At 65.3% G+C, this 26,672-nt stretch carries 22 protein-coding genes and 1 tRNA gene; 10 read left to right on the plus strand and 13 right to left on the minus strand.

The genetic code is table 11. The annotated features are described in order from the left end of the window. Positions 1 to 88 precede the first annotated feature (88 nt). Positions 89 to 838, plus strand: a complete 750-nt coding sequence (locus GIW81_RS02745) for an SDR family NAD(P)-dependent oxidoreductase (RefSeq protein ID WP_154737807.1) — start codon at positions 89 to 91, stop codon at positions 836 to 838. Positions 839 to 914: 76 nt separating this feature from the next. Here GIW81_RS02745 and GIW81_RS02750 read toward each other — a convergent pair whose 3' ends face one another. Then, positions 915 to 1,676, minus strand: a complete 762-nt coding sequence (locus GIW81_RS02750; protein ID WP_154737808.1) for an outer membrane protein — start codon at positions 1,674 to 1,676, stop codon at positions 915 to 917. 198 nt (positions 1,677 to 1,874) lie between these two features. On the opposite strand from GIW81_RS02750, the gene GIW81_RS02755 reads away from it, so the two are divergent. Beyond that, a complete protein-coding gene (locus GIW81_RS02755) occupies positions 1,875 to 2,936 on the plus strand; it encodes a lysine-2,3-aminomutase-like protein (RefSeq protein WP_154737809.1) in 1,062 nt (353 codons plus the stop codon). Here the strand turns inward: GIW81_RS02755 and GIW81_RS02760 are convergent. Continuing rightward, positions 2,933 to 3,310: a DUF6980 family protein gene (locus tag GIW81_RS02760; RefSeq protein WP_210251896.1), complete on the minus strand. Its 378-nt coding sequence runs from the start codon at positions 3,308 to 3,310 to the stop codon at positions 2,933 to 2,935. The two genes, GIW81_RS02755 and GIW81_RS02760, sit on opposite strands and share 4 nt — an antisense overlap. 160 nt (positions 3,311 to 3,470) lie before the next feature. Here GIW81_RS02760 and GIW81_RS02765 point away from each other — a divergent pair, with 160 nt between their 5' ends. From GIW81_RS02765 to GIW81_RS02775, 3 genes are all read left to right on the plus strand, one after another. Beyond that, positions 3,471 to 5,621 carry a molybdopterin-containing oxidoreductase family protein gene (locus tag GIW81_RS02765; protein ID WP_154737810.1) on the plus strand — a complete coding sequence of 717 codons (2,151 nt, stop codon included), beginning with the start codon at positions 3,471 to 3,473 and terminating at the stop codon, positions 5,619 to 5,621. Between the two features lie 187 nt (positions 5,622 to 5,808). Then, positions 5,809 to 6,771 (plus strand): glucokinase, encoded by a 963-nt coding sequence (gene glk / locus GIW81_RS02770; RefSeq protein ID WP_154737811.1) that lies wholly within the window; start codon positions 5,809 to 5,811, stop codon positions 6,769 to 6,771. Between the two features lie 107 nt (positions 6,772 to 6,878). Continuing rightward, positions 6,879 to 7,304, plus strand: a complete 426-nt coding sequence (locus tag GIW81_RS02775) for a CBS domain-containing protein (RefSeq protein ID WP_210251897.1) — start codon at positions 6,879 to 6,881, stop codon at positions 7,302 to 7,304. Between the two features lie 66 nt (positions 7,305 to 7,370). Here GIW81_RS02775 and nadE read toward each other — a convergent pair whose 3' ends face one another. The 8 genes from nadE to GIW81_RS02815 form a co-directional block, all read right to left on the minus strand. Further along, entirely contained in the window at positions 7,371 to 8,396 is a 1,026-nt protein-coding gene (gene nadE, locus GIW81_RS02780) for an NAD(+) synthase (protein WP_154737812.1), read from the minus strand. Continuing rightward, positions 8,393 to 9,949: a class I adenylate-forming enzyme family protein gene (locus tag GIW81_RS02785; protein WP_154737813.1), complete on the minus strand. Its 1,557-nt coding sequence runs from the start codon at positions 9,947 to 9,949 to the stop codon at positions 8,393 to 8,395. Before GIW81_RS02785 ends, nadE begins: the two co-directional genes overlap by 4 nt. Positions 9,950 to 9,986: 37 nt before the next feature. Further along, positions 9,987 to 10,259: an acyl carrier protein gene (locus GIW81_RS02790; RefSeq protein ID WP_154737814.1), complete on the minus strand. Its 273-nt coding sequence runs from the start codon at positions 10,257 to 10,259 to the stop codon at positions 9,987 to 9,989. A gap of 18 nt (positions 10,260 to 10,277) precedes the next feature. Next, the gene (gene asnB / locus GIW81_RS02795; RefSeq protein ID WP_154737815.1) at positions 10,278 to 12,299 is read right to left on the minus strand and encodes an asparagine synthase (glutamine-hydrolyzing); all 2,022 of its coding nucleotides are present in this window, start codon (positions 12,297 to 12,299) and stop codon (positions 10,278 to 10,280) included. Positions 12,300 to 12,327: 28 nt separating this feature from the next. Next, complete coding sequence (locus GIW81_RS02800) at positions 12,328 to 13,431, minus strand: hypothetical protein (protein ID WP_154737816.1); 1,104 nt, start codon at positions 13,429 to 13,431, stop codon at positions 12,328 to 12,330. Between the two features lie 452 nt (positions 13,432 to 13,883). Continuing rightward, entirely contained in the window at positions 13,884 to 14,906 is a 1,023-nt protein-coding gene (locus tag GIW81_RS02805) for an SH3 domain-containing protein (RefSeq protein ID WP_154737817.1), read from the minus strand. 327 nt (positions 14,907 to 15,233) lie between these two features. After that, complete coding sequence (locus GIW81_RS02810; RefSeq protein ID WP_154737818.1) at positions 15,234 to 17,417, minus strand: amylo-alpha-1,6-glucosidase; 2,184 nt, start codon at positions 17,415 to 17,417, stop codon at positions 15,234 to 15,236. Positions 17,418 to 17,477: 60 nt separating this feature from the next. Continuing rightward, positions 17,478 to 19,250: an ABC transporter ATP-binding protein gene (locus GIW81_RS02815; protein WP_154737819.1), complete on the minus strand. Its 1,773-nt coding sequence runs from the start codon at positions 19,248 to 19,250 to the stop codon at positions 17,478 to 17,480. 173 nt (positions 19,251 to 19,423) lie between these two features. Here GIW81_RS02815 and GIW81_RS02820 point away from each other — a divergent pair, with 173 nt between their 5' ends. From GIW81_RS02820 to GIW81_RS02830, 3 genes are all read left to right on the plus strand, one after another. Next, entirely contained in the window at positions 19,424 to 20,548 is a 1,125-nt protein-coding gene (locus GIW81_RS02820) for a glycosyltransferase family 4 protein (protein WP_154737820.1), read from the plus strand. A 111-nt stretch (positions 20,549 to 20,659) separates the two neighbouring features. Then, positions 20,660 to 21,037 carry a PRC-barrel domain-containing protein gene (locus GIW81_RS02825; RefSeq protein ID WP_154737821.1) on the plus strand — a complete coding sequence of 126 codons (378 nt, stop codon included), beginning with the start codon at positions 20,660 to 20,662 and terminating at the stop codon, positions 21,035 to 21,037. Between the two features lie 81 nt (positions 21,038 to 21,118). Beyond that, the gene (locus tag GIW81_RS02830) at positions 21,119 to 21,373 is read left to right on the plus strand and encodes a hypothetical protein (protein ID WP_154737822.1); all 255 of its coding nucleotides are present in this window, start codon (positions 21,119 to 21,121) and stop codon (positions 21,371 to 21,373) included. A gap of 28 nt (positions 21,374 to 21,401) precedes the next feature. Here GIW81_RS02830 and GIW81_RS02835 read toward each other — a convergent pair. Further along, positions 21,402 to 21,477 (minus strand) — tRNA-Lys (locus GIW81_RS02835). 345 nt (positions 21,478 to 21,822) lie between these two features. Here GIW81_RS02835 and GIW81_RS02840 point away from each other — a divergent pair. Continuing rightward, entirely contained in the window at positions 21,823 to 22,128 is a 306-nt protein-coding gene (locus tag GIW81_RS02840) for a PilZ domain-containing protein (protein WP_154737823.1), read from the plus strand. 4 nt (positions 22,129 to 22,132) lie between these two features. On the opposite strand, the gene mreB is transcribed toward GIW81_RS02840, so the two are convergent. Then, positions 22,133 to 23,170, minus strand: coding sequence for a rod shape-determining protein (mreB, locus tag GIW81_RS02845; RefSeq protein WP_154737824.1), 1,038 nt, complete (start codon positions 23,168 to 23,170; stop codon positions 22,133 to 22,135). 147 nt (positions 23,171 to 23,317) lie between these two features. Then, on the minus strand, positions 23,318 to 24,895 hold the full coding sequence (locus tag GIW81_RS02850) for a 2-isopropylmalate synthase (RefSeq protein WP_154737825.1): 1,578 nt from the start codon (positions 24,893 to 24,895) through the stop codon (positions 23,318 to 23,320). 725 nt (positions 24,896 to 25,620) lie between these two features. On the opposite strand from GIW81_RS02850, the gene GIW81_RS02855 reads away from it, so the two are divergent. Continuing rightward, positions 25,621 to 26,439 (plus strand): DUF2092 domain-containing protein, encoded by an 819-nt coding sequence (locus tag GIW81_RS02855; RefSeq protein ID WP_154737826.1) that lies wholly within the window; start codon positions 25,621 to 25,623, stop codon positions 26,437 to 26,439. Positions 26,440 to 26,672: the final 233 nt, after the last annotated feature.

The raw sequence follows: 26,672 nt of genomic DNA on the forward strand, positions 1-26,672 counted from the left end.
GCACCCCTCCCGGGTCTTGATCCCGTCCGAGCTGATCCTTAGATGCCCATCGAATAGATGATGGTCTAATTATCGGGAGACGGGTGTGATGGGAAAGCTTAGCGGTAAGGTCGCCGTCGTTACCGGCGCGTCCAAGGGTATTGGTGCCGGCATTGCCAAGGCGCTGGCGGCGGAAGGCGCCGCGGTGGTCGTCAACTATGCATCGAGCCGTGAAGGCGCCGACAAGGTCGTCGCCGATATCACGTCAAAGGGCGGCAAGGCCGTCGCCGTCGGCGGCGACGTCGCCAAGGCCGCTGACGTCAAGTCGCTGTTCGACGCGACGCAGAAGGCATTCGGCAAGGTTGACGTGCTCGTCAACAACGCCGGCGTGTACAAATTCGCCCCCATTGAGGACGTCACCGAGGCGGACTACCGCTGGCATTTCGACATCAACGTTCTCGGACCACTGCTGACGATCAAGGAGGCGCTCAAGCACTTTCCGGCTGAGGGCGGCTCGATCATCAATGTGAGTTCGGTCGCGGCTTTCAGCCCCACACCGACCGCTGCCGTCTACTCTGGCACCAAGGGCGCGCTCGATACGATCAGCCTCGTGCTTGCGCACGAGCTCGGCGCGAGAAATGTGCGCGTCAACTCACTAAACCCGGGCGGCGTCGAGACGGAAGGCACGCACAGTATCGGCGTCATCGGCAGCGAGTTCGAGAAAGACATCGTCCGGCGGACGCCACTCGGGCGGATGGGCCAGCCGGACGACATCGCCAAGGTGGCCGTGTTTCTCGCTTCGGACGATTCCGCCTGGGTGACCGGCGAGCGCCTCACCGCCTCGGGCGGCCTCCGCTAGAACGCCAAGCTCCATGGCGGCCGAGACCAAGCCGCCATGGAGCAGGCACCCCCCAGCCCCCACGTTCGACGAAGGGCTATTGCCCCCACTTGAGGCTGTTGAACCGGTAGTTGATACCCGCGCGCACGAGCGATCCGTCCGTCTCGACGTTCCAGGTATTGGCGCCGATGCCGGTGCCGGCCGGTGTGGTGAGGTTCACTGACCCGAGGTCGTAATAGAGATATTCGATCTTTGCCGTCCACGGGCCTTCGATCGTGGCCTCGAGACCGCCGCCGATCGTCCACCCGTTGCGGAAGCCGGAATTCGATGCGCTGACCACGGGCGTCGAACAGAAGACGTCGCAGGCTTCGAGCACCGATACCTCAGTCTCCGAGCCGAGATAGCCGCCGGTCGCATACAGCATCCAACCGTTCATCAGAACGCCGAGGCGTCCCCGCAGCGTCAGATAGAGGCCAGCATCCGTGCTCGTCGAAGCGTCGTAGCCGAACGGCACGTAGTATCCGCCGCTGCCTGCGAGCCCCAGATTGCCGAGATCGGCCTCGATACCGTAGATCATCGGACCGAGCTGCCAATTGTAGCCGAGGGTGGCGCCTACCACGAGGCCACTCGGCGAGGAACTCCATGAATCGTCGAGCGTAACGCCCGTCTCCCCGTTCGCGGACGAGCTGCCCCAGGTTCCGCCGAGATGGGCTCCCAGGTAGAAGCCTCTCCAGCCATCGTTGACTGGGGTGTACGTCGGTGCGGCGTATTCGTAAGGGGCCCCGTCGCTCAAAGCCTGCTCGGCTACCCCGGCGATCGACGCGCACGCAACAAAAACTGCAAGCAAATGACGACGCATAAACGCCTCCTCACAATCCTCGGACTAAAGGGACGCATGCACTCGATGGCGCCATCCCTACGCGAAAAGAGGCGGTCTGTGGTCGAGTTGTCCCAGTGTGTCCCCACTATCAACATGCCCGGATGGGAACTTCGCTCGGTGTGGCGCGCGCGGCACTCTATGCTCGCCTGCACATGCGATGCTTGATCGGAGAGCGCCATGACAGCATTCCGTCGAACGCTGACGACGGCCATCGATATCGCCGACGCAGGCCTGATCTCCGAACAGCGCGCCGCCGAGATCGCTGAGGTTAGCGCCCGCTATGCGGTGGCCATCACGCCGGCCATGGCCGCGCTGATCGATCCCTCCGATCCCCACGATCCGATCGCGCGCCAGTTTGTGCCTGATACACGTGAGCTAGACCGCTTGCCTGTCGAGGATGGCGATCCCATCGGCGACAACATAAAGAGCCCCCGCGCCGGCATCGTGCACCGCTATCCTGATCGCGTGCTCTTGAAGCTCGTCAGCGTCTGTCCCGTGTATTGCCGCTTCTGCTTCCGCCGCGAGACGGTCGGACCCGGCAAAAGCGCCGCCCTATCGGAGGCCGATCTCGCAGCCGCCATCGCCTACATCCGCACCCATCCCGAAATTTGGGAGGTGATCCTGACCGGCGGCGATCCGTTGGTCCTTTCTGCGCGGCGCATCGCCGAGGTGACGCAGGCGCTCGACAGCATCGCCCACGTCAAGATCGTCCGCTGGCATTCGCGCGTGCCGTCCGTCGCGCCCGAGCGCGTGACACCGGCGCTCGTCGACGCCCTGCACTCCACTTCAAAGACCGTCTACGTGGCGCTGCATGCCAACCATCCGCGCGAATTGACCGACGCAGTGCGCGATGCCTGCAAGCGTCTGATCGATGCCGGTATCGCCATGGTGAGCCAGAGTGTCTTGCTCAGAGGCGTGAACGACGATGTCGCGACGCTCGAAGCCCTTATGCGGCGCTTCGTCGAGATGCGCGTGAAGCCTTACTATCTGCACCACGGAGACCTCGCACCGGGTACCGCCCATTTCCGCACGTCCATCGACGAAGGTCAGGCGCTGATGCGGGCGCTGCGGGCGCGCCTATCGGGACTCGCGATGCCCACCTACGTGCTCGACATTCCCGGCGCCCACGGAAAGGTGCCCGTCGGCCCGCAGTACATTGAGACACATGGGCTCGAAACGATCGTCAGGGATAGCGCCGGTGCCGCCCATCGCTACCCGGACTGCGCGCCGCCGTTCTAGCCCTGGGTCCGCCAGGCGCGGGTCAGATACTTCGCCGGCAAGCTCGCATCACTGGCCAGGCCCAGCGCTTCGGTCTCGTCGAACCAGCGATCGCGCTGGCCCTCCGGCAGGATCGCTCCGCACCACGGACAATGCGTGATGAGCACGTACGACGGCCCGCCGTCGTGCACCGGTATTCCGTATTCGTCCAAGATCTCGTTGTAGACGACGAGCGCGTCGGCGCAGGCGAACGGATCAGCGTGCTGTTCGCAGTCGAACGCCAGCGCCGCCTGCATGCCCTCACAGCATAGCCGCACGTCGCTGCTCGGTGGCTGCCACTCGGCCGCAAATGGCATCCACAGAACGCGACGGCCGCGAAAAAGCGCCGAGCTCATATCCTCGTTCCTCTCATGGCCTTGCTAAGTGGCAACCCGGCTTGCGCCCCGCCGTCTTTCGATGCCAAAGTGTCGCATAACATGGTCAATCGCTTCATCGCGCGGCTCTATCGGCCGGTGCTGGGGAAACAAGGCCGGAAATGCCCTTGGGAGGACACCGATGAACGAGCAGCTCAACCCCACCAAAACCTTTTTCGGCGCCTGTCCGCACGACTGCCCCGATACGTGCGCGATGGTCTACGAAGTCGCGGACGGCAAGCTCGTCAACGTCAAGGGCAACAAAGAGCATCCGATCACCCGCGGCACGCTGTGCGTGAAGCTCAAGGATTTCCACGATCACCACCACAATCCCGACCGGCTGATGTACCCGATGCGCCGCGTCGGGCCCAAGGGCACCGGCCCCAACGGCGGCAACAATTTCGAGCGCATCACCTGGGAAGAGGCGATCAGCGAGATCGGCCGGCGCTGGCGCGACATCATCTCCGAGTACGGCGCCCAGGCGATCATGCCGCAAAGCTATCTCGGCAACATGGGCCTGGTGCAGGGCATCAATTCGGGTGACCCCTTCTTCAACCGCCTCGGCTCGACGGTGAACGAGAAGACCTACTGCACGTCGGGCTCCTCGTCCGCCTGGCTGCTGACGTACGGTCCGACCGGCGGCGTCGACCCCGAGAGCTTCGTGCACTGCAAGTACATCGTCATCTGGGCGTGCAATTCGATCTCGACCAACCTGCACCACTGGCCGTTCGTGCTCGAGGCCCAAAAGCGCGGCGCCAAGGTCGTGGTCGTCGACGCCTACAAGTCGCGCACGGCGAAGGCCGGCGACTGGCACATCTGCCCTAAGCCCGGCACCGACGGCGCGCTTGCCATGGGCGTCATCAATTCGATGATCCAGCAGGGTCTCGTCGATCAGGACTATGTCGACAAGTACGTCGGCGGCTACCCGGAGCTGAAGGAGCGAGCGAAGGAGTTCACGCCCGAGTACGTCGAGAAGGTCACCGGCGTGAAGGCGGCCGACGTCATAAAGTTCGCGCGCGAGTTCGCCACCTCGCAGCCCTCGGCCATTCGCATCGGCGTCGCCATCGAGCGGTCCACCGGCGGCGCCCAGGCGGCCCGCGCCGTCTACGCCATCCCCGCGCTCGCCGGCTCGTGGCGGCACGTGGGCGGCGGCATGCTGCAGCTCCCGCTGTGGGACTTCCCCGTCGATTGGGTGAAGGCGGCGCGTCCCGACTTCATCAAGCCCGGCACGCGGGTGGTCAATAACCTGCGGCTCGGCCAGGCGCTCAACGGCGAGATGCAGCTCGATCCGCCGATCAAGAGCCTGTTCGTCTTCTGCACCAATCCGGTCAGCCAGTCGCCGGAGACCAACAAGATCGTCGAGGGGCTGAAACGCGAGGACCTGTTCACCGTCGTCGCCGAGCATTTCCTCAATGACACGGCGAAATATGCCGACATCGTCCTGCCTGCGGCCATGGCCGGCGAGGCCGAGGACATGATGTGGTCGTGGGGTCACTTCTACTTCACGTACAATCAGAAGGCCGTCGATCCGCCCGGCGAATGCAAGCCGACGAGCGACATGTGGCGCCTGCTCGCCGCCGAGATGGGCTTCGACGATCCGGTCTTCAAAATGACCGACGCTGAGCTGTGCGAAGCCTACATCAACTGGGGCGATCCCAAGATGGGCGGCATCGACATGAACTACTTCAAGGAGCACGGCTACTACCGCATCGACGTCGGTCCGGTCGACACGCGCACGCCGCATGCCGAGGGCAAGTTCCCGACGCCGTCCGGCAAGGTCGAAATTCTCTTGAAGGACGCAAGGAACTTCGTGGCGCCGCCGTTCCGCGCGATGTACGAGGGCGAGCAGGACGGCACCCTGCTCGATCCGCTGCCCGGCTACCAGCCGGTGCGTGAATCCCCGGAGACCAATCCTGACCTCGCGAAGCGCTACCCGCTCAACATCATCTCGCCCAAGAGCCACGCGTTCCTCAACTCGTGCTACGCCAACGAGCCGCACAAGATCAAAGTCCAGGGCGAGCAGTTCGTGCTGATCTCGCCGGTCGATGCGGCCAAGCGCAACATCCGCGAGGGTGATCCGGTGCGCGTGCAGAACGACCGGGGCGACTTCCAGGGCGTCGCGCGTGTATCTGACGACGTCAATCCCGGCATCGTCGTCGCGACGCTCGGCTACTGGCGCCAGCTCAACCGCTCGGATGGATCGGTGAACTCGATCTCGTCGGATGCCTGGTCGAACATCGGCCGCGCGCCGACCTTCTCCGACAATCTCGTCGAGGTCACGCGCGTCAACTGATCCTTGCGACCGGTGTTCTAGGCTTCGCACCGCGGCAGCAATGCCGCGGTGCTTTCCTTTGTGCGCGCGAATCGCGGCGCTGCCGCCACCCCTGCACTTCTGCTCCAACCTCTGACGCCGTCGCCAACGCCAATCTTGGCCGTAGTCGGTTGTCTTATCGGGCTGCCACCCTTATTCCCTTCTGGGCATGGCAATCATCGAACGCAGTCTCGCCCTTGTCGGCGATATCGGCGCCACCAACGCGCGTTTTGCGCTCGTTGGGCCGAACGGCGACATCGCCCACGCAGCGACCTACCTCTGTGAGGACCACCCCTCGCTCGCCGACGCGCTCGCCGCCTACTTGCGCAACCATGACGGTGCCAAGCCATTGCGCGCCGTTCTCGCGGTGGCGACGAGCCCGCAAGCCGACCAGGTGAGCTTCACCAACAATCCCTGGACCTTCTCCGTCGCCGCGTTGAAGACGCAGCTCGGATTGCAGCGCCTCGCGGTCATCAACGACTTCCACGCCAACGCCCTTGCTGTTCCGCACCTTACGGGCAGCGACGTGCGCAAGGTCGGTGGCGGGGAACCGGACACCGACGCGCCCATGGGCGTCATCGGCCCGGGTTCCGGGCTCGGCGTCAGCGCCGTTGCCGCCTCGAATTCCGGCTATGTCGCCCTTCCCGGCGAAGGTGGCCACGTCACTATGCCCGCAGGGAATGACGAGGAAGCCGGCGTGATCGCGCTGTTGCGCCACCGCTTCGACCACGTCTCGGCTGAGCGCGTGCTCTCCGGCCCCGGCCTCGTCAATCTCTACAATGCCTTGTGCGAGCTCGGCGGGCAGCCATCGGCGGGCTTCACCGCGGCGCAGATCACCGATCCCAAGACCATGGCCGAGGATACCCGCGCCTCGCGCGCGGTGTCCATGTTCTGCGCGATGCTCGGCACCGTCGCCGGCAATCTGGCGCTCACCCTCGGCGCGCGCGGCGGCATCTATATCGCGGGCGGCATCGTACCGAAGCTCGGCGATGCCTTCACGCAGTCGCCGTTCCGCGACCGCTTCGAGGACAAGGGCCGCTTCGGCCCCTACCTCGCGGCCATCCCCACGTATGTCGTCGTTCGGCCTCACGCGGCCCTGCTTGGGGCGGCGAAGCTGCTCGATGCGAATTAGAAAATGCACGCCATTCAGTGGCGTTGACGGCGGTCCCTGCTGCCGCCATCTAAACAAGCAGCGGCTGAACGGGGATGGAGAGCCACCGCAACCCGGGAGGTAAGCAAATGAAATCCACTGTCAAAACGGCCATGCACAACGGCGCCGAGTGGGTCGGACCGCAAACATCGGTCACCGAAGTCGCCAAGAAAATGCGCGAGCTCGACGTGGGCTCAATTCCCGTTGGCGAGGACGATCGGCTCATCGGCATGATCACCGACCGCGACATCATCTGTCGCGGTTTGGCCAACGGCGGCGACATCCGCAAGTTGACGGCCCGTGATGTGATGACCAAGGGCATCGTCTACTGTCGAGATCGCGACAGCCTCGATGAAGCGTTGGGCATCATGGAGAGCAAGCAGATCCGCCGCCTCCCCGTCATCGACGATAACAAGCGCATGGTCGGGATACTCAGCTTCGGCGACATATCGCATGCCGCGCCGGCGAGGCAGGCGGGAGAGCTCGTGGCCGCCTGCTCGGCGCACCACGAATAGGCGCGGCCCCGACGCCGCTCACGGCGCGACGACCTCTGCCGTCGGCTTGCCGCTGGCTGAGCCTTGCTAGGCCACGCTACCGATGTCGTCGTCGCTGATGAGCAGCGGTGGCTCATGCAGGTAGCGCGTCGCCTTGCGCTTGGCGGCGATATCGCGCCAGACGAGCGACACCTGCTCCACTGTCAGGTTGGCGGCGCGCGCCACCTCCTCTGCCGGAATGTCGTTCTCCAGACCGTAGAGGCACAGGTCCATTTGTGCATAGGGGAGCGCGAAGTAGAACTCTTCCTGCGTCTGCGCCATCGACCACGTGTCGGTCGTGGGCGGTCGCGCGCAGATCTCAGCCGGCACGCCTAGCGCCTCGGCGAGTTGATAGACCTGCGACTTGTATAGGTGCGCGATGGGTTTGAAGTCGGCGGCGCCGTCGCCGTTCTTGACGAAGAAGCCCTGGTCGTACTCGAGCTTGTTGGGCGTGCCCGCAACCGCGTAGTTCAGCCGGTCGGCGTGGTAATACTCGAGCTGCTTGCGCGTGCGCTGCTTCATGTTGGTTGCCGCCACCACCGCCTGATAGACGGCGATCGGCATGCGCGCTTCCTTGCGCTCGCCGGTGGGCGTCTGAACGACGAGGCGGGTCAGGCTATAGCTGTTGCCGTGCAGGGCGTTCGACAGCACGACCTTGCAGCTCCAGTCGGGACCGTAATCGGGGAACAGCTCGCGGATGGCGCCGTCACGACGCAGGTAGCAGCCCGAGGCATCCAGTGCCGGCGCGATATCCTCCACCACGTGGCGAATACCGTAGGTCTCGGCAACGAGGCGCCCCAAGCGCATGCTGTCCGGATCGGAATCCTTCTCAGGCATGAGCACGGCGATGACGTTGGTCGAGCCGAGCGCCGCCGCGCAAAGGGCCGCGGTGACGCTTGAATCGATACCGCCCGACAGCCCGATGACCGCGCCGCGCCGGCGCAGCCGGCGAAACACGTGATCGGAAATCCCCTTGGTGATGGCGCGCACGGATGCCGTCGGGTCGAGGCGGAGCGCCGCTGCCGAGAACGCTTCAAGACGTCCGATCGACCGATTGTCGGAGAGCTGCGTCATGGCGAGGCCTCAACCTGGCTTTCCGCAACGAGGCGGCGACTGATCTTTCCCGACTCCGTCTTGGGCAACGACGGGCGGAACTCGACGAATTTCGGTACCATGTAGTCTTCTAGAAAACGGGCGCAGTGGCGCACGATATCGACCTCACCGACGTCGGCACCGGACTCGCGCGCGACCACGGCCTTGATGGCATTGCCGAGGATCGGATCCGGCACGCCGATTACGGCTACCTCCGCCACGCCGGGCAGCGCGTAGATGACGTTCTCGACCTCTTTCGGCGCGACCTTCTCGCCGCGCGACTTGATGATGTCGTCCTTGCGGCCGACGAAGTAGAGGAAGCCCTCATCGTCGGTGCGGAAGAGGTCGCCCGTGTACAGCACGCGCTCCCACGCATGTGGTCCGGGACGGAGTGCGCGCGCCGTCGCCTCGGCGTTCTCCCAGTAGCCCTTCATGACATGGGCGCCGCGGATCACCAGCTCGCCGACGCTGCCCGGACCAACCTTCTCGCCCTGCTCGTCGACGACGTACGCCTCGGTGCCGGGGATTGCGACCCCGACCGAGGCGATGCGGTTCTTCAACTCATGCGGGGGAAGCCAGGTGCAGCGCTTGCACTCGGTGAGGCCGTACATGGAATAGAGCGCCACATGCGGGAACAGCGCCTGCAGCCGCGTGATGTGCGCGGGCGGCAGCGCGGCGGCGGTGTTGGTGATGTAGCGCAGGTGCGGGAAGGCGCCGGGCTCGAGGTTGCGCTGTGCGATGAGGATCGCTGCCATGGTGGGCACCAGCGGCAGGCCGGTGACCTTCTCCTCGGCGACGCGGTTGAGGATGACTTGCGGGAAGGCGAACGACTTCTCGAGAACCAGCGTGGCGCCGACCTTCACCGCCATCAGCACTTGGTAGAGGCCATAGTCGAACGCGACAGGGAGGACGTTCAGGATGATGTCGTCGGCCGTGTTCTCGAGGTAGGTTGTGATCGAGGTGGCGGCCGCCACGACGTTCTGATGCGTCATCATCACGCCCTTGGGGAACCCCGTGGAGCCCGACGTGTAGATCAGCATGGCAAGGTCGAGGTCGATACCAGCCGATCCCTTGAGCGTCGGGAGCGTCGGGGCAGTGACGACGTCGTTCCAGTGAGCGAAGCCTTCGCGGTCCGGTGCCACCTCGCCGTCCGCCACGACGGTCAAGGTGACTGACGGGGCGGCCTCCACCGCATCGGCGGCAACTGCGGCGATCTTCTGCTGGGTGATGAGCGCCCGCGCCCGGCAGTTGTTGAGAATGTAGGCGAGCTTGTCTGCCTTGGTCGACGGATTGACCGGGCTGAACACCGCGCCGGCTTTGAGAACGGCGAATATTGAGACAACCGCCTCGGCGCTGTTGTCCAGGAATAGGACGACCCTGTCACCGCGGCCGACGCCCCGGTTGATAAGCCCCTGGGCCAGCTCGTCGGACATGTCGTCGATCTGGCTGTACGTGAGGCGCCGGCCCGAAGCGATCAGTGCTGGCTTGTCGGGAAAGCGCTCAGCACTCTGACGCAGGTAGGTTTCAAAGCGCATGGGCGGGCTCCTTGGGGGTCGCCGTGGGTTCGAAAGATCAGACGGCGATCGCGTGGGGAAGCGGCTGCTTGCGGAAGACGTAAGCGGTGATTTGATCGACGGAATCGAGGTTTTCCGGGACGATCTCCTCATCCAGAACGACGATGCCGAACTCGCTCTCGAGATAGGTGACGAGTTCGAGGATGCCGGTCGAGTCGATGAGACCGGCGCCGAGCAGTGATTCACCGTCGGTCAGCCCTCCGCGACCCTCGCGGAAGAGAAAGCTCGTTTCGATAAAGGTGCGGATCGATTGCTTCAGGTCGTTAGCCATGACGTTCTCTCGGTTCAACTATGGACCGCTGGGCGCAGCGGATACGGGGGTGCTGTGATTGCTCCGAACATTATCGTTGGAGCTAGCAATGGCTGTGCCACGACCCTTAATGGCCGGGGTAACGAACGCCTCGTGCCAGACCTGGGTCGAAAGGATGCCGACGAAGGCCAGGTTGTCGCGGAAACCGGTCGACGCGAGCTTGTCGCACTTGTCGACCAGCCGTCCGACGAGACCGGCATCGAAGTAGCCGGCATTGGCGACATTGGCGCGCGACATGTGGTCGAGCACCGTTGCCCCCACGCGCGAGCGTAGGAAAGCCCGGCTCTCCGGCGCCCGGTAGGGCTGCTTCGGCCGCTTGGCGATGATATCGGGCAGCAGGTCTTTGACGCTCTGCCGCAGGATGTGCTTCTCGGTGAGGCCCTTGAGCTTCAAGCGCGGCGGGATGCGCGCGGCAAGCTCGATCAGACGGTGGTCGAGGAATGGGAAGCGGCCCTCCACCGCGTTCGCCATGCTGACGCGGTCCCCCTGTGACGAGAGGATATATCCCGGCAGCAGATAGGCGCTTTCCAGGTATTGCGATTGCGACAGCGGATGCCAGCGCGCGAAGTCGGCCGGGAGCCGATCGCGCATCTCGGCAAGCGCATCGTAGTCGCCGATAGCCTCGCGCATGTCCGTGGAGAAGAAGGCCTTCGCCCCCGCGCTGCTGCGGAAGCGCGGCATATGCGAATAGAGCGGGTCGTCGAGCTTGCCCGGCTCGCCGCCGAAGAACGCCTCGAGGTAGCGCTGTGACTGGTTCCTCAGGCGCGGCAGATACGGGTAGAGCTTGCGCAAAAGTAGCGGGCGGCGTTTCGACGTAGGCTGCGCGGCGCAGAAGCGGCGAACCTTTGCCTCCTTGAACACATCGTAGCCGGCGAACACTTCGTCAGCGCCCTCGCCCGTCATCACCACCTTGAAGCCGCTGTCGCGCACCAGCCGCGACAGCAACAGCATCGGCGCCGGTGCCGTGCGCATGATCGGCCGCTCGGTATGGTGGATGAGCTCCGGCAGCACGCTGGCGATGTCGTTCTCGCGGCAGAGCGTCACCGAATGAGCGAGCCCCAGTGCGGCGACCATCTCCTCCTGGAACATGCTCTCGTCGAACTCGGCGGACTCGAAGGCGACCGAGAAGGAGCGCAGGTTGTCGGGAATGAACTTGCGGATAGCGGCCGTGGTGATCGAGGAATCGAGGCCGCCGCTCAGGTAGGCGCCGATCGGCACGTCGGCGCGCAGCCGGATGCGCACGGCGTCGAGCAGCAGCTCGCGGACCTCTTCGGTCAGGCGCGCTTCTTCCGCCGGCGTTACGGGGCGATCCTCGGCCGCATCGGGATACTCGAAGCGCCAGTACTGCTTGGTCATGATGCCATCGCGGTTCGCGACGAGCACGTGGGCCGGCGGCAGCTCGGCGATATCCTTGAAGGGCGTCCGCGGCGCCAGCGGAAACCAGAACGTGAACATCTGATCGAGCGCGATGGGATCGAGCGCCGCGTCGATGCCCGGCACCTGCAGCAGCGCTTTTACCTCGGAGGCGAAGGCTATCCCTCCGTCGCGCACCGCATAGTAGATCGGGCGCACGCCCACGCGGTCACGCGCCAGCACAAGCCTCTGCTGCCGCTGGTCCCAGATGGCGAAGGCAAAGTCGCCGTTGAGCGCGGAAACGCAATCGGGCCCGCGCTCCTCATAGAGATGGACGATGACCTCCGTGTCCGAGGTGGTCTTGAAGACGTGGCCGCGGGCGATGAGCTCGGCGCGCAGCTCGACGTAGTTGAAGATCTCGCCGTTGAAGGTGATCCAGACGGTGCCGTCCTCGTTGCACATCGGCTGGCGGCCGCCGCCGACGTCGATGATGCTGAGACGGGCATGCGCCAGACCCACGTCGCCATCGACGTAGACCCCCTGCCCGTCGGGACCCCGATGTGCCACCTGGCCGATCATGCGGCCGAGCAGCCCGCGCTGTTCGTCGGGCGCCAATCTCAGCCCGTAGTATCCGGCAATTCCGCACATAACCTAGCTCCCGGCGCGAGGCGCCCCGTTACGCAAATTTTCCGCCGATGAGGCGTGTCCAGGATTCTCCCGCGAGGCCGGTGAGCAGCGAGCGCGCCTGGCGCACTTCCTCGAGCAGCGCCTTGTTGCGCGCATGGATCACCATCGCCCCGCCATGGAAGAGCACGCAGCGGCGTGCGATCAGGGCGTCGAGCAATGTCGCATCGGTGCGCCCGCGCACCGCCACGCATCCGGCCGACGCCGCATGGCGGAATAGGCTGTCGAGGGTCGCGCCGACGGCGTCGGGCAGTGCCACGACCTGCAGCACGCGCGCGATCCGGCCGCGGCGCCCATAGTAGAGATAGCAGCCGACCGGGCCTCGACCCGGCGCGTGCACGACGCGCCGATAGAGGTCTCCATAGCGTTCCTTACTCTCGGCATGCGCGAGCAGCAGCGACAGCTCGGGCGAGTGCCAGTCGGGATGCAGGCCATAGCTGTCGCTCAGGGTTGGGATGAGCTCGGCCAGCTCCGCGTTCGTGACTTCCGCGTCACGGTAGCCGAACGCGTCTGGAGGCGCAGCCAGCGGATTGCGGCCGCGTGCCTCGACGAGGCGATCGAAGCCGGAAGCGGCGGGGCTGAAGATCGAGGCGGGACGGAAGGCCATACCGGCAAGCGCCACGGCAAATCCGGCTGGGCGGAGAACACGCAGCCAGTCGAGGCTGGCAGCCGGCAAGCGCTGGCCGCCGACCTTCTCCCACATGCGTTGCGAGATATCGTTCGCGGTCTCGCTGAACGACAACTCCTGCGGACCTGAGAGATAGGCACGCAACAGTCGCGCACCAGCGGTCGGGTGCGCGTCCGGCTGATCGACCATCATCGAGCCGGCGATGGCCGCCTCGATCGTCCGCCCGTGCAGAACCATGCGGCGCGGCCAGATGCCGATGAAGCCGCGCACATCTCCCTGCGCATCGAGGAACACGCGCGAGGGCGACTCATTGGACGCATCGGGGGACGCATCGGGAAACAGGATTTTCTCGAAGTAGCGCGGGAGCTCGCGACCGGGGACGCCCTTTCCCCGCTGGAAGACGCGCGCGAACATGCCGGCCACGATCGGGACGTCCTCTCGCCGGCACGCACGAACCGTCTCAACCATAGCGACCCCTTGCAATCTCTCGTCTCAACGTGTGCCGCACCGAGCGGACAGCGTCCCAACTTGGCGCTCGCTCGCCCGCTTTGGCGCGCCTGCGTGCGCCAGAACACGGCGGGACAGTCTCAACATGCACTCAACATGCATGAGCCGGACCAAAGGTTCGGCCGCCCGGCACCCCCGAGAGGAGCGTCAGAGTGTTGATAATTTGAGTACGCAGATTAACTGTCTCGCCCGCGCCAAGGGCTGCGCCGCCCAGTACAAATCCGTGTTCTGATTAGGAAAATCGGCATTTGTCACAGCTGCCGCAAAGGTTGTGACAAGCGCGGCGAGCGCTGCGCGAAAGCGGCAAATGTAAAGACATGCTTAGCGGAGCATGAACCGTTTCATGTACCGAATGAACCGTCGCATGAACCGGCATTGCACCGTTCATGTCGCCCGCCGATGGATCGACTTGCTTAGCGCCGCGCCGACGTCTGCTGCACACCCTCTTCCGCCAGGTAGAAGCGGTTCACCCAGCCGGTCGTGCGGCCGTGGCGGACTGGGCACCAAAGATCGCGACACGCGCCGATGATCTGCACGCCGCGCCCTTCGGAGGGAATGGTGCCGACGGCGTCGTGATACTCCGACGGCCCCTTGCGAATGTTGAGGGTGTCGCCATAGCCGACACCAGAGACACGGAAGGTCGGAGCGGCGACTTTGGCGACCTGCGGGTCCTTGCGTGCAACCTTGCGCGCCGGCGGCGTCGCAGCCGGTGCCTTTGCCTGGCGCGACTTCTTCGCCGCGGCCGGCGGCTCGGCGCGCTGCACGGGAACCTCGTCGCGCGACGCGGCGGTCGGCGCAGTATCAGGCGTGGTCTCGATCTCGTTCATGCCGAGCCGCGCGGGCTCGGGCTCTTTCTCCGACTGAAGCACTTTGTCTAGTGCCGCAGCGTCTAGCGCCGCAGTCGCGAACGGTTTGCGCTCAGGTCTCTCGACCGCCGGCTCGTCGACGACGGGAGCGGGCGCTGCAGCAACGTCATCGATGCGCTGCACCGGCGGAGCCGCTACGACCTTGTGTTCTTTCTTCGGCTTGGCGGGCGCAGAGGCGACGACAGTCTTGGGTGCCTCGGTGATGGTGGCGGTTCCGCTCTCGCCGCTGCCCTCGGCCCACTGCACCCGGTTGCCCTCGCGGTGCAGAACCATGCAGCGCTCCCTAGCATCGAACCAGCGGAACCATTTCATGCAGAGCTTGTCGTCCGCGGTCCACCACCGGCCGCGATCCTTGGTGGCGCCGAGCGTCAGACCCAATGCACCGGCCTCCGCCGACATCAGGCCATCCGTCCCGACTTTCACCGGGATGGCTATGCGCAGCGGGGTATCGATCTCGAGCAGAGCGCCCGGCATGGCACGCCGGATGTCGTCGCCGGTCATGCGGACGGGCTCGGCAATTGCAGCGCTGACGCCACCGAGCACACCGACCACCGTAACCAGACGAAACATCTTTACTCCTACGCGCTCCGTGGGGAGCCTTGATGGTACGAGAAAGTGGCAAGAAGCCGGTTGGTTACCGGAAAATACCCGCCACGAACAATCCCTTGCCTCGCCTCCTGCCGGCCGCATTGTGGGTCCCGCAGGAACGCGCCTCAACGAGTTGAGTCTGCACGCCAAATGGCGGCGGCAAGATCGTTCAAATCGTAGGATCGCCGGTAAGCATTAAAGAGTGGTGGTTGCCCCGGCCGTTGTGCACCGCGAAGCCGCCTGTTCAACCGCGTTGTATGGTCGGCTTTTCGGCGCCGGTCGCGACGACCAGTTGCGCATCGCTGCGGGCTAGACTGCCTCGATGCTGGCGTCCGCCGAGTTGTCGATGACCGTCACCGCCGCCGCACCATTGGTATCGCGCGAGACCCGTAGCGACACGCGCCCGTCGCCGACGGCGAGATCGTCGAACTCGACATGCCCTAGCCAAGCGGGAATATGCGGCCTGTCGAGCCGCACCGTGTTGCTGCGGCCGTCGATGTCGATGCCAAGCATCGCCTGCAGCAGATAGAACAGGGCGCCGCTCGCCCACGCCTGCGGCGAGCAGGCAACGGGATAGAGCACGGGCGCCCGCCCGCGGCGGCGGGGGAAGCCGCAGAACAGCTCGGGCAAGCGCTGCTGGTCCATGCGCATGGCCGCGTCGAGCAGCCCCTTGAAGATACGCTCGGCGCCCACACGGTCGACGCGGGCGATACCGGCCGCGATAAGCGCGTTGTCGTGCGGCCAGATCGAACCGTTGTGATAGGACATCGGATTGTAGCGCACCGCCGCGTCCGACAGCGTGCGCACCCCCCACCCCGAAAACAGGTGCGGCGAGAGCATGTGCTGGGCGATCTTGCGCACGTGCGCGTCTTCGGCGATGCCCGAGCGCAGCACCTGGCCCGCATTGCTCGTCACGATGTTGCAGGGGTGTTTGTCCCCGTCGAGGGCGATGGCGAAGCATTCGAACTCGTCCGACCAGAACGAGGCGGCGAAGTTTCGTTTCAGCTCCGCCGCCTGCCGTTCCAGCTCGTCGGCGCGCCGCGCGTGCCCGAGATGCCGCGCCATCCGGGCGGCGAGCGTCTTTGCCTCGTAGGCGTAGGCCTGCACCTCGACGAGCGCGACGGGCCCGCGGCAGAGCGCGCCGTCGGCGTAGGAGATGGAATCGCCTGAATCCTTCCAGCCCTGGTTCACGAGGCCGGAGGACGCGGCGCGGTAGTACTCGATAAACCCATCGCCGTCGCGGTCGCCCGACACATCCATCCAGCGCAGCGCCGCCTCGATGTTGGGCCACAGCTCGCGCACCAGCATGTCGTCGCCGGTGCGCTGCCAGTAGTGGCCGGCGAGAACGATGAACAGCGGCGTGGAGTCGACGCTGCCGTAGTAGGCGCCGAACGGCACCTCCTTGCGCGCCGCCATCTCGCCGCCGCGCATCTCGTGCAGGATCTTGCCGGGGTCGGCGTCGGAGTGGGCGTCGCTGGCCGTAGCCTGCTGGGCGGCGAGGAACTTCAGCACGCCGCGCGCCATGTCGGGGTAGATCCACAGCAGCTCGAGTGCGGTGATGAGACCGTCGCGGCCGAAGACGGTGGAGAACCAAGGCACGCCCGCGTAGGGGTAAAGGCCGCTTGGCGTCGAGGTCATCAGCAGCGACACATCGGCGGCCGAGCGCTCCAGCGCGGCATTGAGATCGTTACTGCCGGTGCTGACGCTGCACCAGGCGACCTTGCGGGCGAAGCCCTTGCGGGCGCGCAACAGCCCGGCGAGGAAGCTCTTAGGCTGCGGCTGTTGCACGTTGGCGATGCTGACGTTGATGTCGATGACCGCGCGCTCGCGGCTCGACAGCTTGAACTGGTAGCTCGCCTCGCTTCGACCCAGCGACGCCGGTGGTTGAGAGAAAGACACCTTCGTTGCGCGCGCGACGCCGTCGAGCCCCATATAGCCGATCTCGACCTCCGTATCGTCGAGCGTCCTTGCCGCGCGCGTGCCGCGCCGCGCCCGCCCCGTGCCGCGCACCTCGAAGATGTCGGCGAAGTCGTTGTTGAAGCTGACCGTCACCGGCAGGTCGATCGTCGCCTGGCTGTAGTTGGAGAGCATCAGGCGCTGGCGCAGACCGCCGGCGTGCACATAGACCGTGCGCTCGATGTGCACCTGGTCCTTGCCAAAGACGATGCGCCCGTCGCGCGCGATGTCGGGATTGGTGAGGTCGGCATGCACATAGGTGCCGTCCTGCGCCAGACTCGAACCGAGCAGCAGGGGATCGGCGCCCATGACGGTGACGCGCAGGTGGGAAAGGTAGCGTGTATCGGCGTGGAAGACTCCGTCGGAGCCGGCGCCGTCGGCGTTGATGTCGCCGTGTGCGTCGATGACCGCGAACGTGTCCTCTGCCTTCAAGGCGTAGCGCTCGCGCGAACCGCGCTCGGATGCGGAAACCCCGAACGGCGCGTCCGGCCCGCTCGCGGTGTCGACAATCTCGATCTTGGGTCGCGCTTCCGACACCTTGCCTGCCCTCTCGACCGACCGCCTAGCTTAGATCGCGCCCGCCTCGCATACTACCGCTTAGGCCGCCTGCGCTGCCGGCATGAGGCGGGCGATCTCGCCGTGCACCATCCCTTGGTACACGCCGCGCCGGCGCAGCAAGTCTTCCGGTGCTCCGTCCTCCACGACACCGCCCGACTGCAGCACGACGATCCTGTCGAAGTTGCGCACGGTCGACAGGCGGTGTGCCACCGAAATGACCGTGCGCCCATCCATCAGCTCCCGCAGCGCCCGGCGGATCTCCTCCTCCGACTGCACGTCGAGGGCCGACGTCGCCTCATCGAGAACGAGAAGCGGCGCATCCTTCAGGAAGGCGCGGGCGATGGCGATGCGCTGCCGCTGGCCGCCCGACAGTTTGACGCCGCGGGTGCCGAGAACCGTGTCGAGCCCCTGCGGCAACTCGCGGATGAAGCCGTCGCAGCGCGCCGCCACCGCCGCGTCCCACACGTCCCGGTCGGTTGCCTGCGGTGCCGCGTAGCGGATGTTCTCGCGCACCGTGCGATGGAAGAGCGAGATGTCCTGCGGCACCACGGCGATGACGTTGCGCAGACTGTGCTGGGTGACCCGCGACACATCTTGGTCATCAATCGTGATGCGGCCGTTCTCGACTTCGTAGAACCGCTGCAACAAGGCGATGAGCGTCGATTTCCCGCCGCCGGAGCGGCCGATGAGCGCCACGCGCTGCCCGGACGGAATGCGAAGATTGAGGTCGTCGAATACCTTGCGGCCGTCCGGGTAGCTGAAGTCAACGCTGTCGAATTCGACCGTCGCGCCGGCTGGGCGCAGGGACTCGGCCTGGGGATGATCGCGCATCTGGTGCGGCACGAGCAGGTTCGTCAGCGCCTCCGACAGCCGCGCAATATGCTGCGTGACATCTACGAGAGCGATGGCGAGGTCGCGCGTGGCGCTCAGCACGCTGATGCCGAGCGTACAAACGAGCACGACCTCGCCGGTCGTCGCCGCGCCGCTCTGCCACAGCTTCAGCGCCCAACCGAGAATGCCGAACGTCAACAGCAGCGTCGTGAGTGCATGCAGCAACCGCAGCCGCTCGAGGTGCATCAGGCTGCGCTTGCGCGCCGTCATCTCCCGCGCCACGGCGACGTCGAACCGACGGTGCTCGCGGCGCAACCCGCCAAAGGAATTCACCAGCGACATGTTGCTGATGACGTCGACCATCTCGCCATCCACGCGCGCGGCCTTGTCGGCGAACTCGTGGTGCAGCGGCTGGCCGGCTTTCATGATGCGATACATCGCGATCATCACCACGGCGCCGGCACCGAGCAGCACCAGCGCGATCTGCCAGCTCACCGTGGCGACGAGTACCACGGCGCCGATCGTCGCGGCGCAGGGCGGGATGACGTTCCAGACGAGCATATTCTCGATAGTGAAGAGCGCGTTCGACGTCGCCGTCACGCGGCTCGTCAGCGATGCGGGCGCGCGGTCAATGAAGAAGCCCGGCGAATGCCCCGTAAGATGACGGAATAGATCTTTGCGAAGCGCGCCGGTGACGCGAACGAAGGTGCCCGACGCCACATAGCTCGCCGCCCGCCAGAGAAGATTGTCGGCGGCAATTAGTAAAAACAGTACCGCAAAAGCGATCCAAACGGCGGTCCCTGCGTTGGCACCCTGCGACAACGTGTCGACGAGGTTCTTGACGCCGTACTGCGTGCCGACTGAACAAGCGACCGCGCCGATGACGCATGCGAGAATGAAGCCGTGCGCCAGCGGATTCCGGCGCACATAGCGCACCATGAAGCCGAACGGACGGTTCGCGTAGCTGCAGATATCGTCCATGCGGCCTCGCCGATGTCCTTGGATGCTGGACGAACGCGCCGCCCGGGCATCGGTTCGATTTGCGAAAATGAGTGATTGTCGCGGGGAACGCCCAGCACCCGCAACCCGTTAATCAACCACCCGCGCACAGCCGCGGGTTCTTTCATGCGTAGATTAGCGGAGGGGTTGCACGTATGCGGATTGCCCAGGTCGCTCCATTAACCGAGGCCGTACCCCCAAAACTATACGGTGGCACCGAGCGGGTAATCTCGTGGCTCACGGAAGCTCTGGTGGAGCTCGGCCATGATGTGACGCTGTTCGCGAGCGGCGACTCCGTCACCAGCGCCAAGCTCGTAGCTGGCTGGCCGCGGGCGCTGCGCCTCGACGGATCGGTGCGCGACGCCAATGCCCTGCACATGGCGATGCTGGAAAGCGTCGCGCAGCAGGCCGGCGACTTCGACCTGCTCCACTTCCATCTCGACTACTACCCGCTGTCGCTGTTCTCGCGTTTGCCGACACCGTTCGTGACGACGTTGCATGGCCGGCTCGATCTTCCCGAGCATCGGCCGGTGTTCGAATCCTTCCCCAAGGCGCCGCTCGTTTCGATCTCGCAGTCGCAGCGGCAGCTGCTTCCGACCGCGCCGTGGGCCGGTACCGTTCACCACGGCTTGCCAGCGCAATCCCTGCGGCCGTTGAGCGTGACACCATCATACCTCGCCTTCCTGGGCCGCATTTCGCCCGAGAAGGGCCTTCCCGACGCCATCTGCGTATCGCGCCTCACTGGCATCCCGCTGAAGATCGCCGCCAAGGTCGATCGCGCCGACGTCGACTACTTCGAGGATGAAATCCGCCCGCTGCTCGATCAGCCCGGCATCGAGTTCATCGGCGAGATCAGCGACGCCCAAAAGTCGGAGTTCTTGAGTGGTGCCGTCGCGCTGCTGACGCTCATCGATTGGCCGGAGCCGTTCGGCCTGGTGATGATCGAGGCGATGGCGTGCGGCACGCCCGTCATCGCCTACCCGCGCGGCGCCGTGCCCGAGATCATCGAGAACGGCCTTACCGGCTTCATCGTCGACAATGCGGATGAAGCCGCTGCCGCCACGGCGAACGTCGGCAAGCTGTCGCGCGCAGACGTGCGTCAACGCTTTGAGGAGCGCTTCACCTCGCGTCGCATGGCTGAGGACTATCTCAAGCTCTATGCCAAGCTCGCCAAGCCGCAGGCGTCCACGGCGCGCAACCGGGCGCTGGCCAACCTCTGGCCGCCGCGGACCAATGGCGGCGGCCATGTCGAGATCGCCACCGCGAGCGGTAAGATCTAGCGCGTCACTAAAATTTCCTGCCGATGGGCAGTGGGCTGACGCCGTAAGGCGGAACAGCGCCACGTCGCTTGCGTTCTTCCTTCAACGAAAACAAAGCGGAGGAACGCAACAATGGCTTCAGCAACGGCACACCCAGATCATCGGCTCATATCGAGCGAGGACGTCGAAGGCACCGAGGTTTATGGCATCGGAGACGATAAGGTCGGCGAGATCGACCACCTGATCATCGACAAGCTGTCGGGGCGCGTGATCTACGCGGTGATGAGCTTCGGCGGCTTCCTGGGTCTCGGACACAGCCACTATCCCGTCCCCTGGGCGGCGCTCAAGTATGACACGTCGCTCAGCGGTTTCAGAACGGGCATCACCGAGCAGCAGCTCCGCGACGCACCCGAGTTCAGCGACGATTCCTGGACCGACCGGAATTGGGAGACCGTCACTCACCGACACTATGGTGTGACGCCCTACTGGGATGCGTCGATGCATCGATAGCGGGCCGTAACGCCCGTTCAGCGTCCAACCCCGGCGGAACCTCATCCAACCGCGCCCATTATCCGTGCGAGGAGGACTGCCGTGTTGCGCGTAATTGCAGGGATCGTGGTGGGCTTGGCACTAAGCGGGTGCGCTACCGACACCGGGCGCCAGGCGTTGGGCTATGGCGACTACGCCGGATATACGTGCGAGCAGCTCGGCCAGGAAGCCGTCCGCCTGATGCGCGCGACCACGAACAGAAGCGAGCACCTTCTGGTCGACGACCGGGCCGAGCGCGACACCGCCATGCGGCAGCTCGCCGTGGTGAAGCGGGCGAGCGCCGACAAGAGCTGCTGAATAGCCGCTTCGCTATGAAGGGAAGCGATGGTGGGTGATGTAGGATTCGAACCTACGACCCGCTGATTAAGAGTCAGCTGCTCTACCAACTGAGCTAATCACCCGCGCCGTTCGCAAACGGCCCGCCCCGGTGCCGCGGTACTGGTCCGCGCGGCCAAGACGGCAAAAGGGCCCGCCACGCGAGCCCTCGATGCAGAGGCGTGTAGCACCGTGGGGAGCGGCTGTCCAGCGCGCCGAGACGGGTCGTCCGACGCACTGCCAGAGCGGCCCGCCGGCCTGCGTAAAACAGCGATTACCGCGGCTTAAAAATGCCCGATCGGGTGCGGCCCCCGCGCTATGGCGCGCGCACGGCCTCTGCTACATACGTGGGAGGCTACGAGTCGGGCGTGATTCCAGAGCGGGTGCGCGGGAAGTACGCGCGCCGTTGTCCCTCACCTTGCCGGTGACCTATGGACGACAGACGAAAGGTCCCGCGCAAACGCGTCCTCAAGGAGGGGAAGATCGTCTACGCCGACGGCCTGCGCGTCCTCGACTGCACCATCCGTGACATCTCGCCGGACGGCGCCCGGCTGCTGATCGCCAATACGGTGGGGCTGCCCGACAGCTTCCAGCTCTACGAGAAGTCTTCCGGCACGCTCTACCCGTGCTCGATCGCCTGGCGGCAGGCGAATTCCATCGGCGTCCACTTCGAGGGACCCGCGACGAGCATCCACGACGCCGCCAACAAGCGCTACGCACGCCTGAAGTTCAGCTGATCCGTCACGGGTGCATGAGCAGGTGCTCGTAGTCGCCGAGATCGGCGAGCACCGCGGCCGAGCCCTTGACCACGCAGTGCATCGGGTTCTGCTGCACGCGGAACTTGACCCCCACGCGGCGCGTCAGCGCAAGGTCGAGCTTGTCGAGCAGCGCGCCGCCGCCCGTCAGGTGCACGCCGCGACGGGCGATGTCGCTCAGGACGTCCGGAGGGAGATCCTCGAGAGCCCGCTGGGCGAAGTCGGCGATGGCCTGCACCGGCTCGGCCAGCGCCTCGGCGATGTCCTTGGCGCGCAGGACGATGCCCTTGGCGTTCCCCTGGCGCAGATCGCGGCCGCGGATGTGGACTTCCGAGTTGCGGCCGTTGGGGGTTGCCAGCGCCGTGCCCACCTCGATCTTGATGCGCTCGGCGTTGACTTCACCGATCAGCAATTGGTGCGTGCGGCGAACGTAGCGGACGATCGCGTCGTCGAAGGCGTTGCCGGCGACCCGCAGCGTGCGCGCCGAGACGATGACACCGCCGGACAATACCGCGATGTCCGCCGTGCCACCGCCGATGTCGAGCACCATGGCGCCGCCCGGCTCGCCGATCGGCAGCCCGGCGCCGAGGGACGCCGCGACGGGCTCGGCGATGAGATACACCTTGCGGGCGCCGAGCGAGACGGCGGTGTCGTAGACGGCGCGCCGCTCCACGGGAGTCGCCTGCGCCGGCACGCAGATCAGGATGCGCGGCCGGCGAAAGCCGAGCATCGTCTTGGTGCGCTTGATGAACTGACGCAGCATCTCCTCGGTGGCGACGAAGTCGGCGATGACGCCGTCGCGCAGCGGCCGCACCAGCTCCATGCTCTCGGGTGTATTGCCGATCAGGGCCTTGGCCTTGCGCCCGACGGCGAGGATCTCGCGCGTGCCGCGGTGCGAGCGGACGGCAACGGCGGACGGCTCGTCGATGATGATGCCGCGGCCGACGACATGCACGAGCGTGTTCGCCGTGCCGAGGTCGATCGCGATATCGTCCGAAAAGGCGCTTGCCACACCCTGCAGCATAACTCGCTCACAACCTCAGGGGCGCCGGGCCGGCCGCCGGCACTCGGAAGATAGCAAATTTACCGCGTTTCCTCTGCCCACGCCACGTGCGAGGCGGGTGCGTCGCGGCAAACGAAGGTTGCAGCGACGCCCGAGCTTATCGGCGCGCTAGAGAGCCTGCTGCACGCGGGCCGTCTTCTGGCGCTTCACCAGCAGCTTGTTGAGCGCCGAAACGTAGGCACGGGCCGAGGCGACCATGGTGTCGGTATCGGCGCCGCGCCCGGTGACCACGCGCCCACCCTCCTCGAGCCGCACCGAGACCTCCGCCTGCGCGTCGGTGCCCTCGGTGACCGCGTGCACCTGGTAGAGGTCGAGCTTGGCCTCGTGCGGGACCAGCAGCTTGATGGCGTTGAAGATGGAGTCGACCGGACCGTTGCCGGCCGACTGCACCGTGTGCTGCACGCCGTCGATGTCGAGCGTCAGCGTCGCCGACTGCGGACCCATGTTGCCGGCGATGACGGTCAGCGACACGACCTTCATGCGGTCGTGCATGTGGGCGATGCCCTCGTCGACCAGCGCCTCGATGTCCTCGTCGTAGACGTGCTTCTTGCGGTCGGCGAGGCTCTTGAAGCGCACGAAGGCGTCCTCGAAAGCGTTCTCGCCCAGCTCGTAGCCGAGCTCCTTCAGCTTGGAGCGGAAGGCGTTGCGGCCCGAGTGCTTGCCCATGACCAGCGACGACTTGCCGACGCCGACCGATTCCGGCGTCATGATCTCGTAGGTCTGCTGGTACTTGAGTATGCCGTCCTGGTGGATGCCGCTCTCGTGCGCGAACGCGTTCCGCCCGACGATGGCCTTGTTGTACTGGACGGGGAAGTTGGTCACCGCCGAGACGAGGCGCGAGGCGCGCGACAGCATCGTCGCGTCGATGCCGGTGGCGTAGGGCAGGCGGTCGGCCCGCGTCTTGATTGCCATGACGATCTCTTCCAGCGCAGCGTTGCCCGCACGCTCGCCGATGCCGTTGATGGTGCACTCGATCTGCCGGGCGCCGCCGTCCAAAGCCGCCAGCGAGTTGGCGACCGCGAGGCCGAGGTCGTTGTGGCAGTGGGTCGAGAACCGCACCTTGTCGGAGCTCGGCACCCGCTCGCGCACCATGCGGAACATGGCGGCGTATTCCTCCGGCGTCGCGTAGCCGACGGTATCGGGGAGGTTGATGGTGGTGGCGCCGGCCTTGATCGCCGCGTCGACGCACTGGCACAGGTAGTCGATGCCGGTGCGGGTGGCATCCATGGCGCTCCACTCGACGTCCTCGACGAGGTTGCGGGCGCGCGTCACCGTAGCGGTGATGATCTCCAGCACCTCGGCCTCGGTCTTGCGCATCTGATGCGCGAGGTGGATAGGCGAGGTGGAGACGAACGTGTGGATGCGCCCGCGCTTGGCGTGCTTCACGGCATCGCCGGCGCGATCGATGTCGGCGAACACGGCCCGCGCCAGCCCGGCGACGGTGGCATTCTTCACGCGCCCGGCGATGGCCGAGACGGCCTCGAAGTCGCCGTCGGAGGCAATGGGGAACCCGGCCTCGATAATGTCGACGCCCATCTGGTCGAGGCACTCGGCGACCTCGAGCTTCTCCTCGTACGTCATCGTGGCGCCCGGGCATTGCTCGCCGTCGCGCAAGGTGGTGTCGAAGATGACGACGCGGTCGGCGTCGCTCACTCGAACCTCGGTGCTATTCGGATCGGTGGTCATCGGCTTCTTCTTTCGCTCGGAAGCGGCTCCCTCGGGAGCGGCGTTGAACCTTCAGCTCGCTCGACTTGTCATCCCCTGAGCGCCCGTTCCGGATCGGCCGGAACCAGTTCGACTCAGGGGCTGGTAAGGAGCAGGCTCAGGCGCAGGCGAAGACGCGCCGACGATCCGCGCCGGGTCAGCCCCGCGCAGGTAAAGAAAAAGCCGTCGATGCCAAAGGACTGGCGCATGCGCCCTCTCTTAGTACATCGCGGCAGTTAAGGCTAGCCTGCCCATATCTCTGCCGGGGAGGCCACTGGGCCGTGTACTCGTGAGCGGTGACCGGTGAGCTTCTGCTCCAAGCCCAAAAGCGCTCATCAAAAGGCCGGCGAGCGGGTTGCCGGAGGGCCGGGAGCTGATGTGAGTGGTCAATCCTGTTCGGAACACCGTGAGGTCCGCATCGCATAGAGGGAAGCGGACGTCGAGGCGGTCAGAGCGGGGCCGATCACATCTACCGGGTTCATAACCGCATGGCACCGACGCGCGGACGTTCGCCAACTGTCGCGAGAGGGACGCCAGTGTTTTGGCTCCGGGCGGCTTTGCATGACTTCACTCATTGAGGTTCACTTGACTTCAGGTCCAGGTCGCTCGGTGTGAACTGGGTTTAAATGACGGACAGCGCCGCTGCGTGCTAGGGTGCTGATACGTAACTAGTGTGCGGCGGGGGGACAGCCTCAAGGGAGGGTCCCATGTCGACAAATCTAGTTTCCCACATCACTCAAATCCTGCCGGCGATATCAGCACTGACTTTGGCCTTGATGGTCGGGGTGGCGGCGCCCTCGGCCGCGACAGCCGGCGAAGCAGAGGCCAAGCGATTGATGAAGGCCATGTCCGATTACATGGCGGCGCAGCAAGTCATATCGTTCGACTATGACGCCAACTTCGAGGTCGTCACCAAGGACAAGCAGAAACTCGCACTGGCGAGTTCGGGCACCGTCGCCCTCGCCCGCCCCGACAAAATCCGCGCCACGCGATCTGGCGGCTTTGTCAATGTAGAGACTGTGTTCGACGGCAAGACGCTGACGCTCTTCGGCAAGAACAAGAACGTCTATGCCCAGGTCGAGATACCCGGCAGCCTCGATCATCTGGTCGACGAGTTGAAGGATAAGTACGACCGGCCCCTGCCTGCTGCGGACTTGCTTCTCTCGAACCCCTACGATCAATTGATGCCGGGGGTGATCGACGCAAAAGACCTCGGCAGCGGTGTGATCGGCGGCACGGAATGCAATCATCTCGCCTTTCGAAACGACGATGTCGATTGGCAAATCTGGATCGCCCAGGGGGACCGGCCCTATCCCTGCCGGTTCGTCATCACTTCCAAGCGGATTGCTTTCGGTCCGCAGTACAGCATCCAGGTCCGCAACTGGAAAACCGGGAGTGAGGTTGCCCCAAGCGACTTCAGCTTCAAAGCTCCGGCGGATGCCAAGAAGCTGGACGTAAGCGACCCCAAGAACATTCAGGGCATGGATGAAATGCCGAGCAACTTTGTGATTGGAGAAACCCAATGACAATGGCGATGCGAATTGGCTTCTTGCTGCTGTTGGTCACGGTTGGGCCGGGTGGGCTCGAGTCTGGCAGGGAACTGCCAATCGCTGCCGTGAGCAGCTTCGTCTCGACTGCCAAGGCCGAAGTCGGGCGTCCACTCACGCCGGTCAGCGTCGCCGGGGCAGCGCGACGTTCGGCACGGCGCTGAGCGACCGGGTCCTCAGGCTTGTTGCGGCAGGGGCAACGGATGAGCGCG

This window comes from Hyphomicrobium album, from assembly GCF_009708035.1.
Classification (GTDB): domain Bacteria; phylum Pseudomonadota; class Alphaproteobacteria; order Rhizobiales; family Hyphomicrobiaceae; genus Hyphomicrobium_A; species Hyphomicrobium_A album.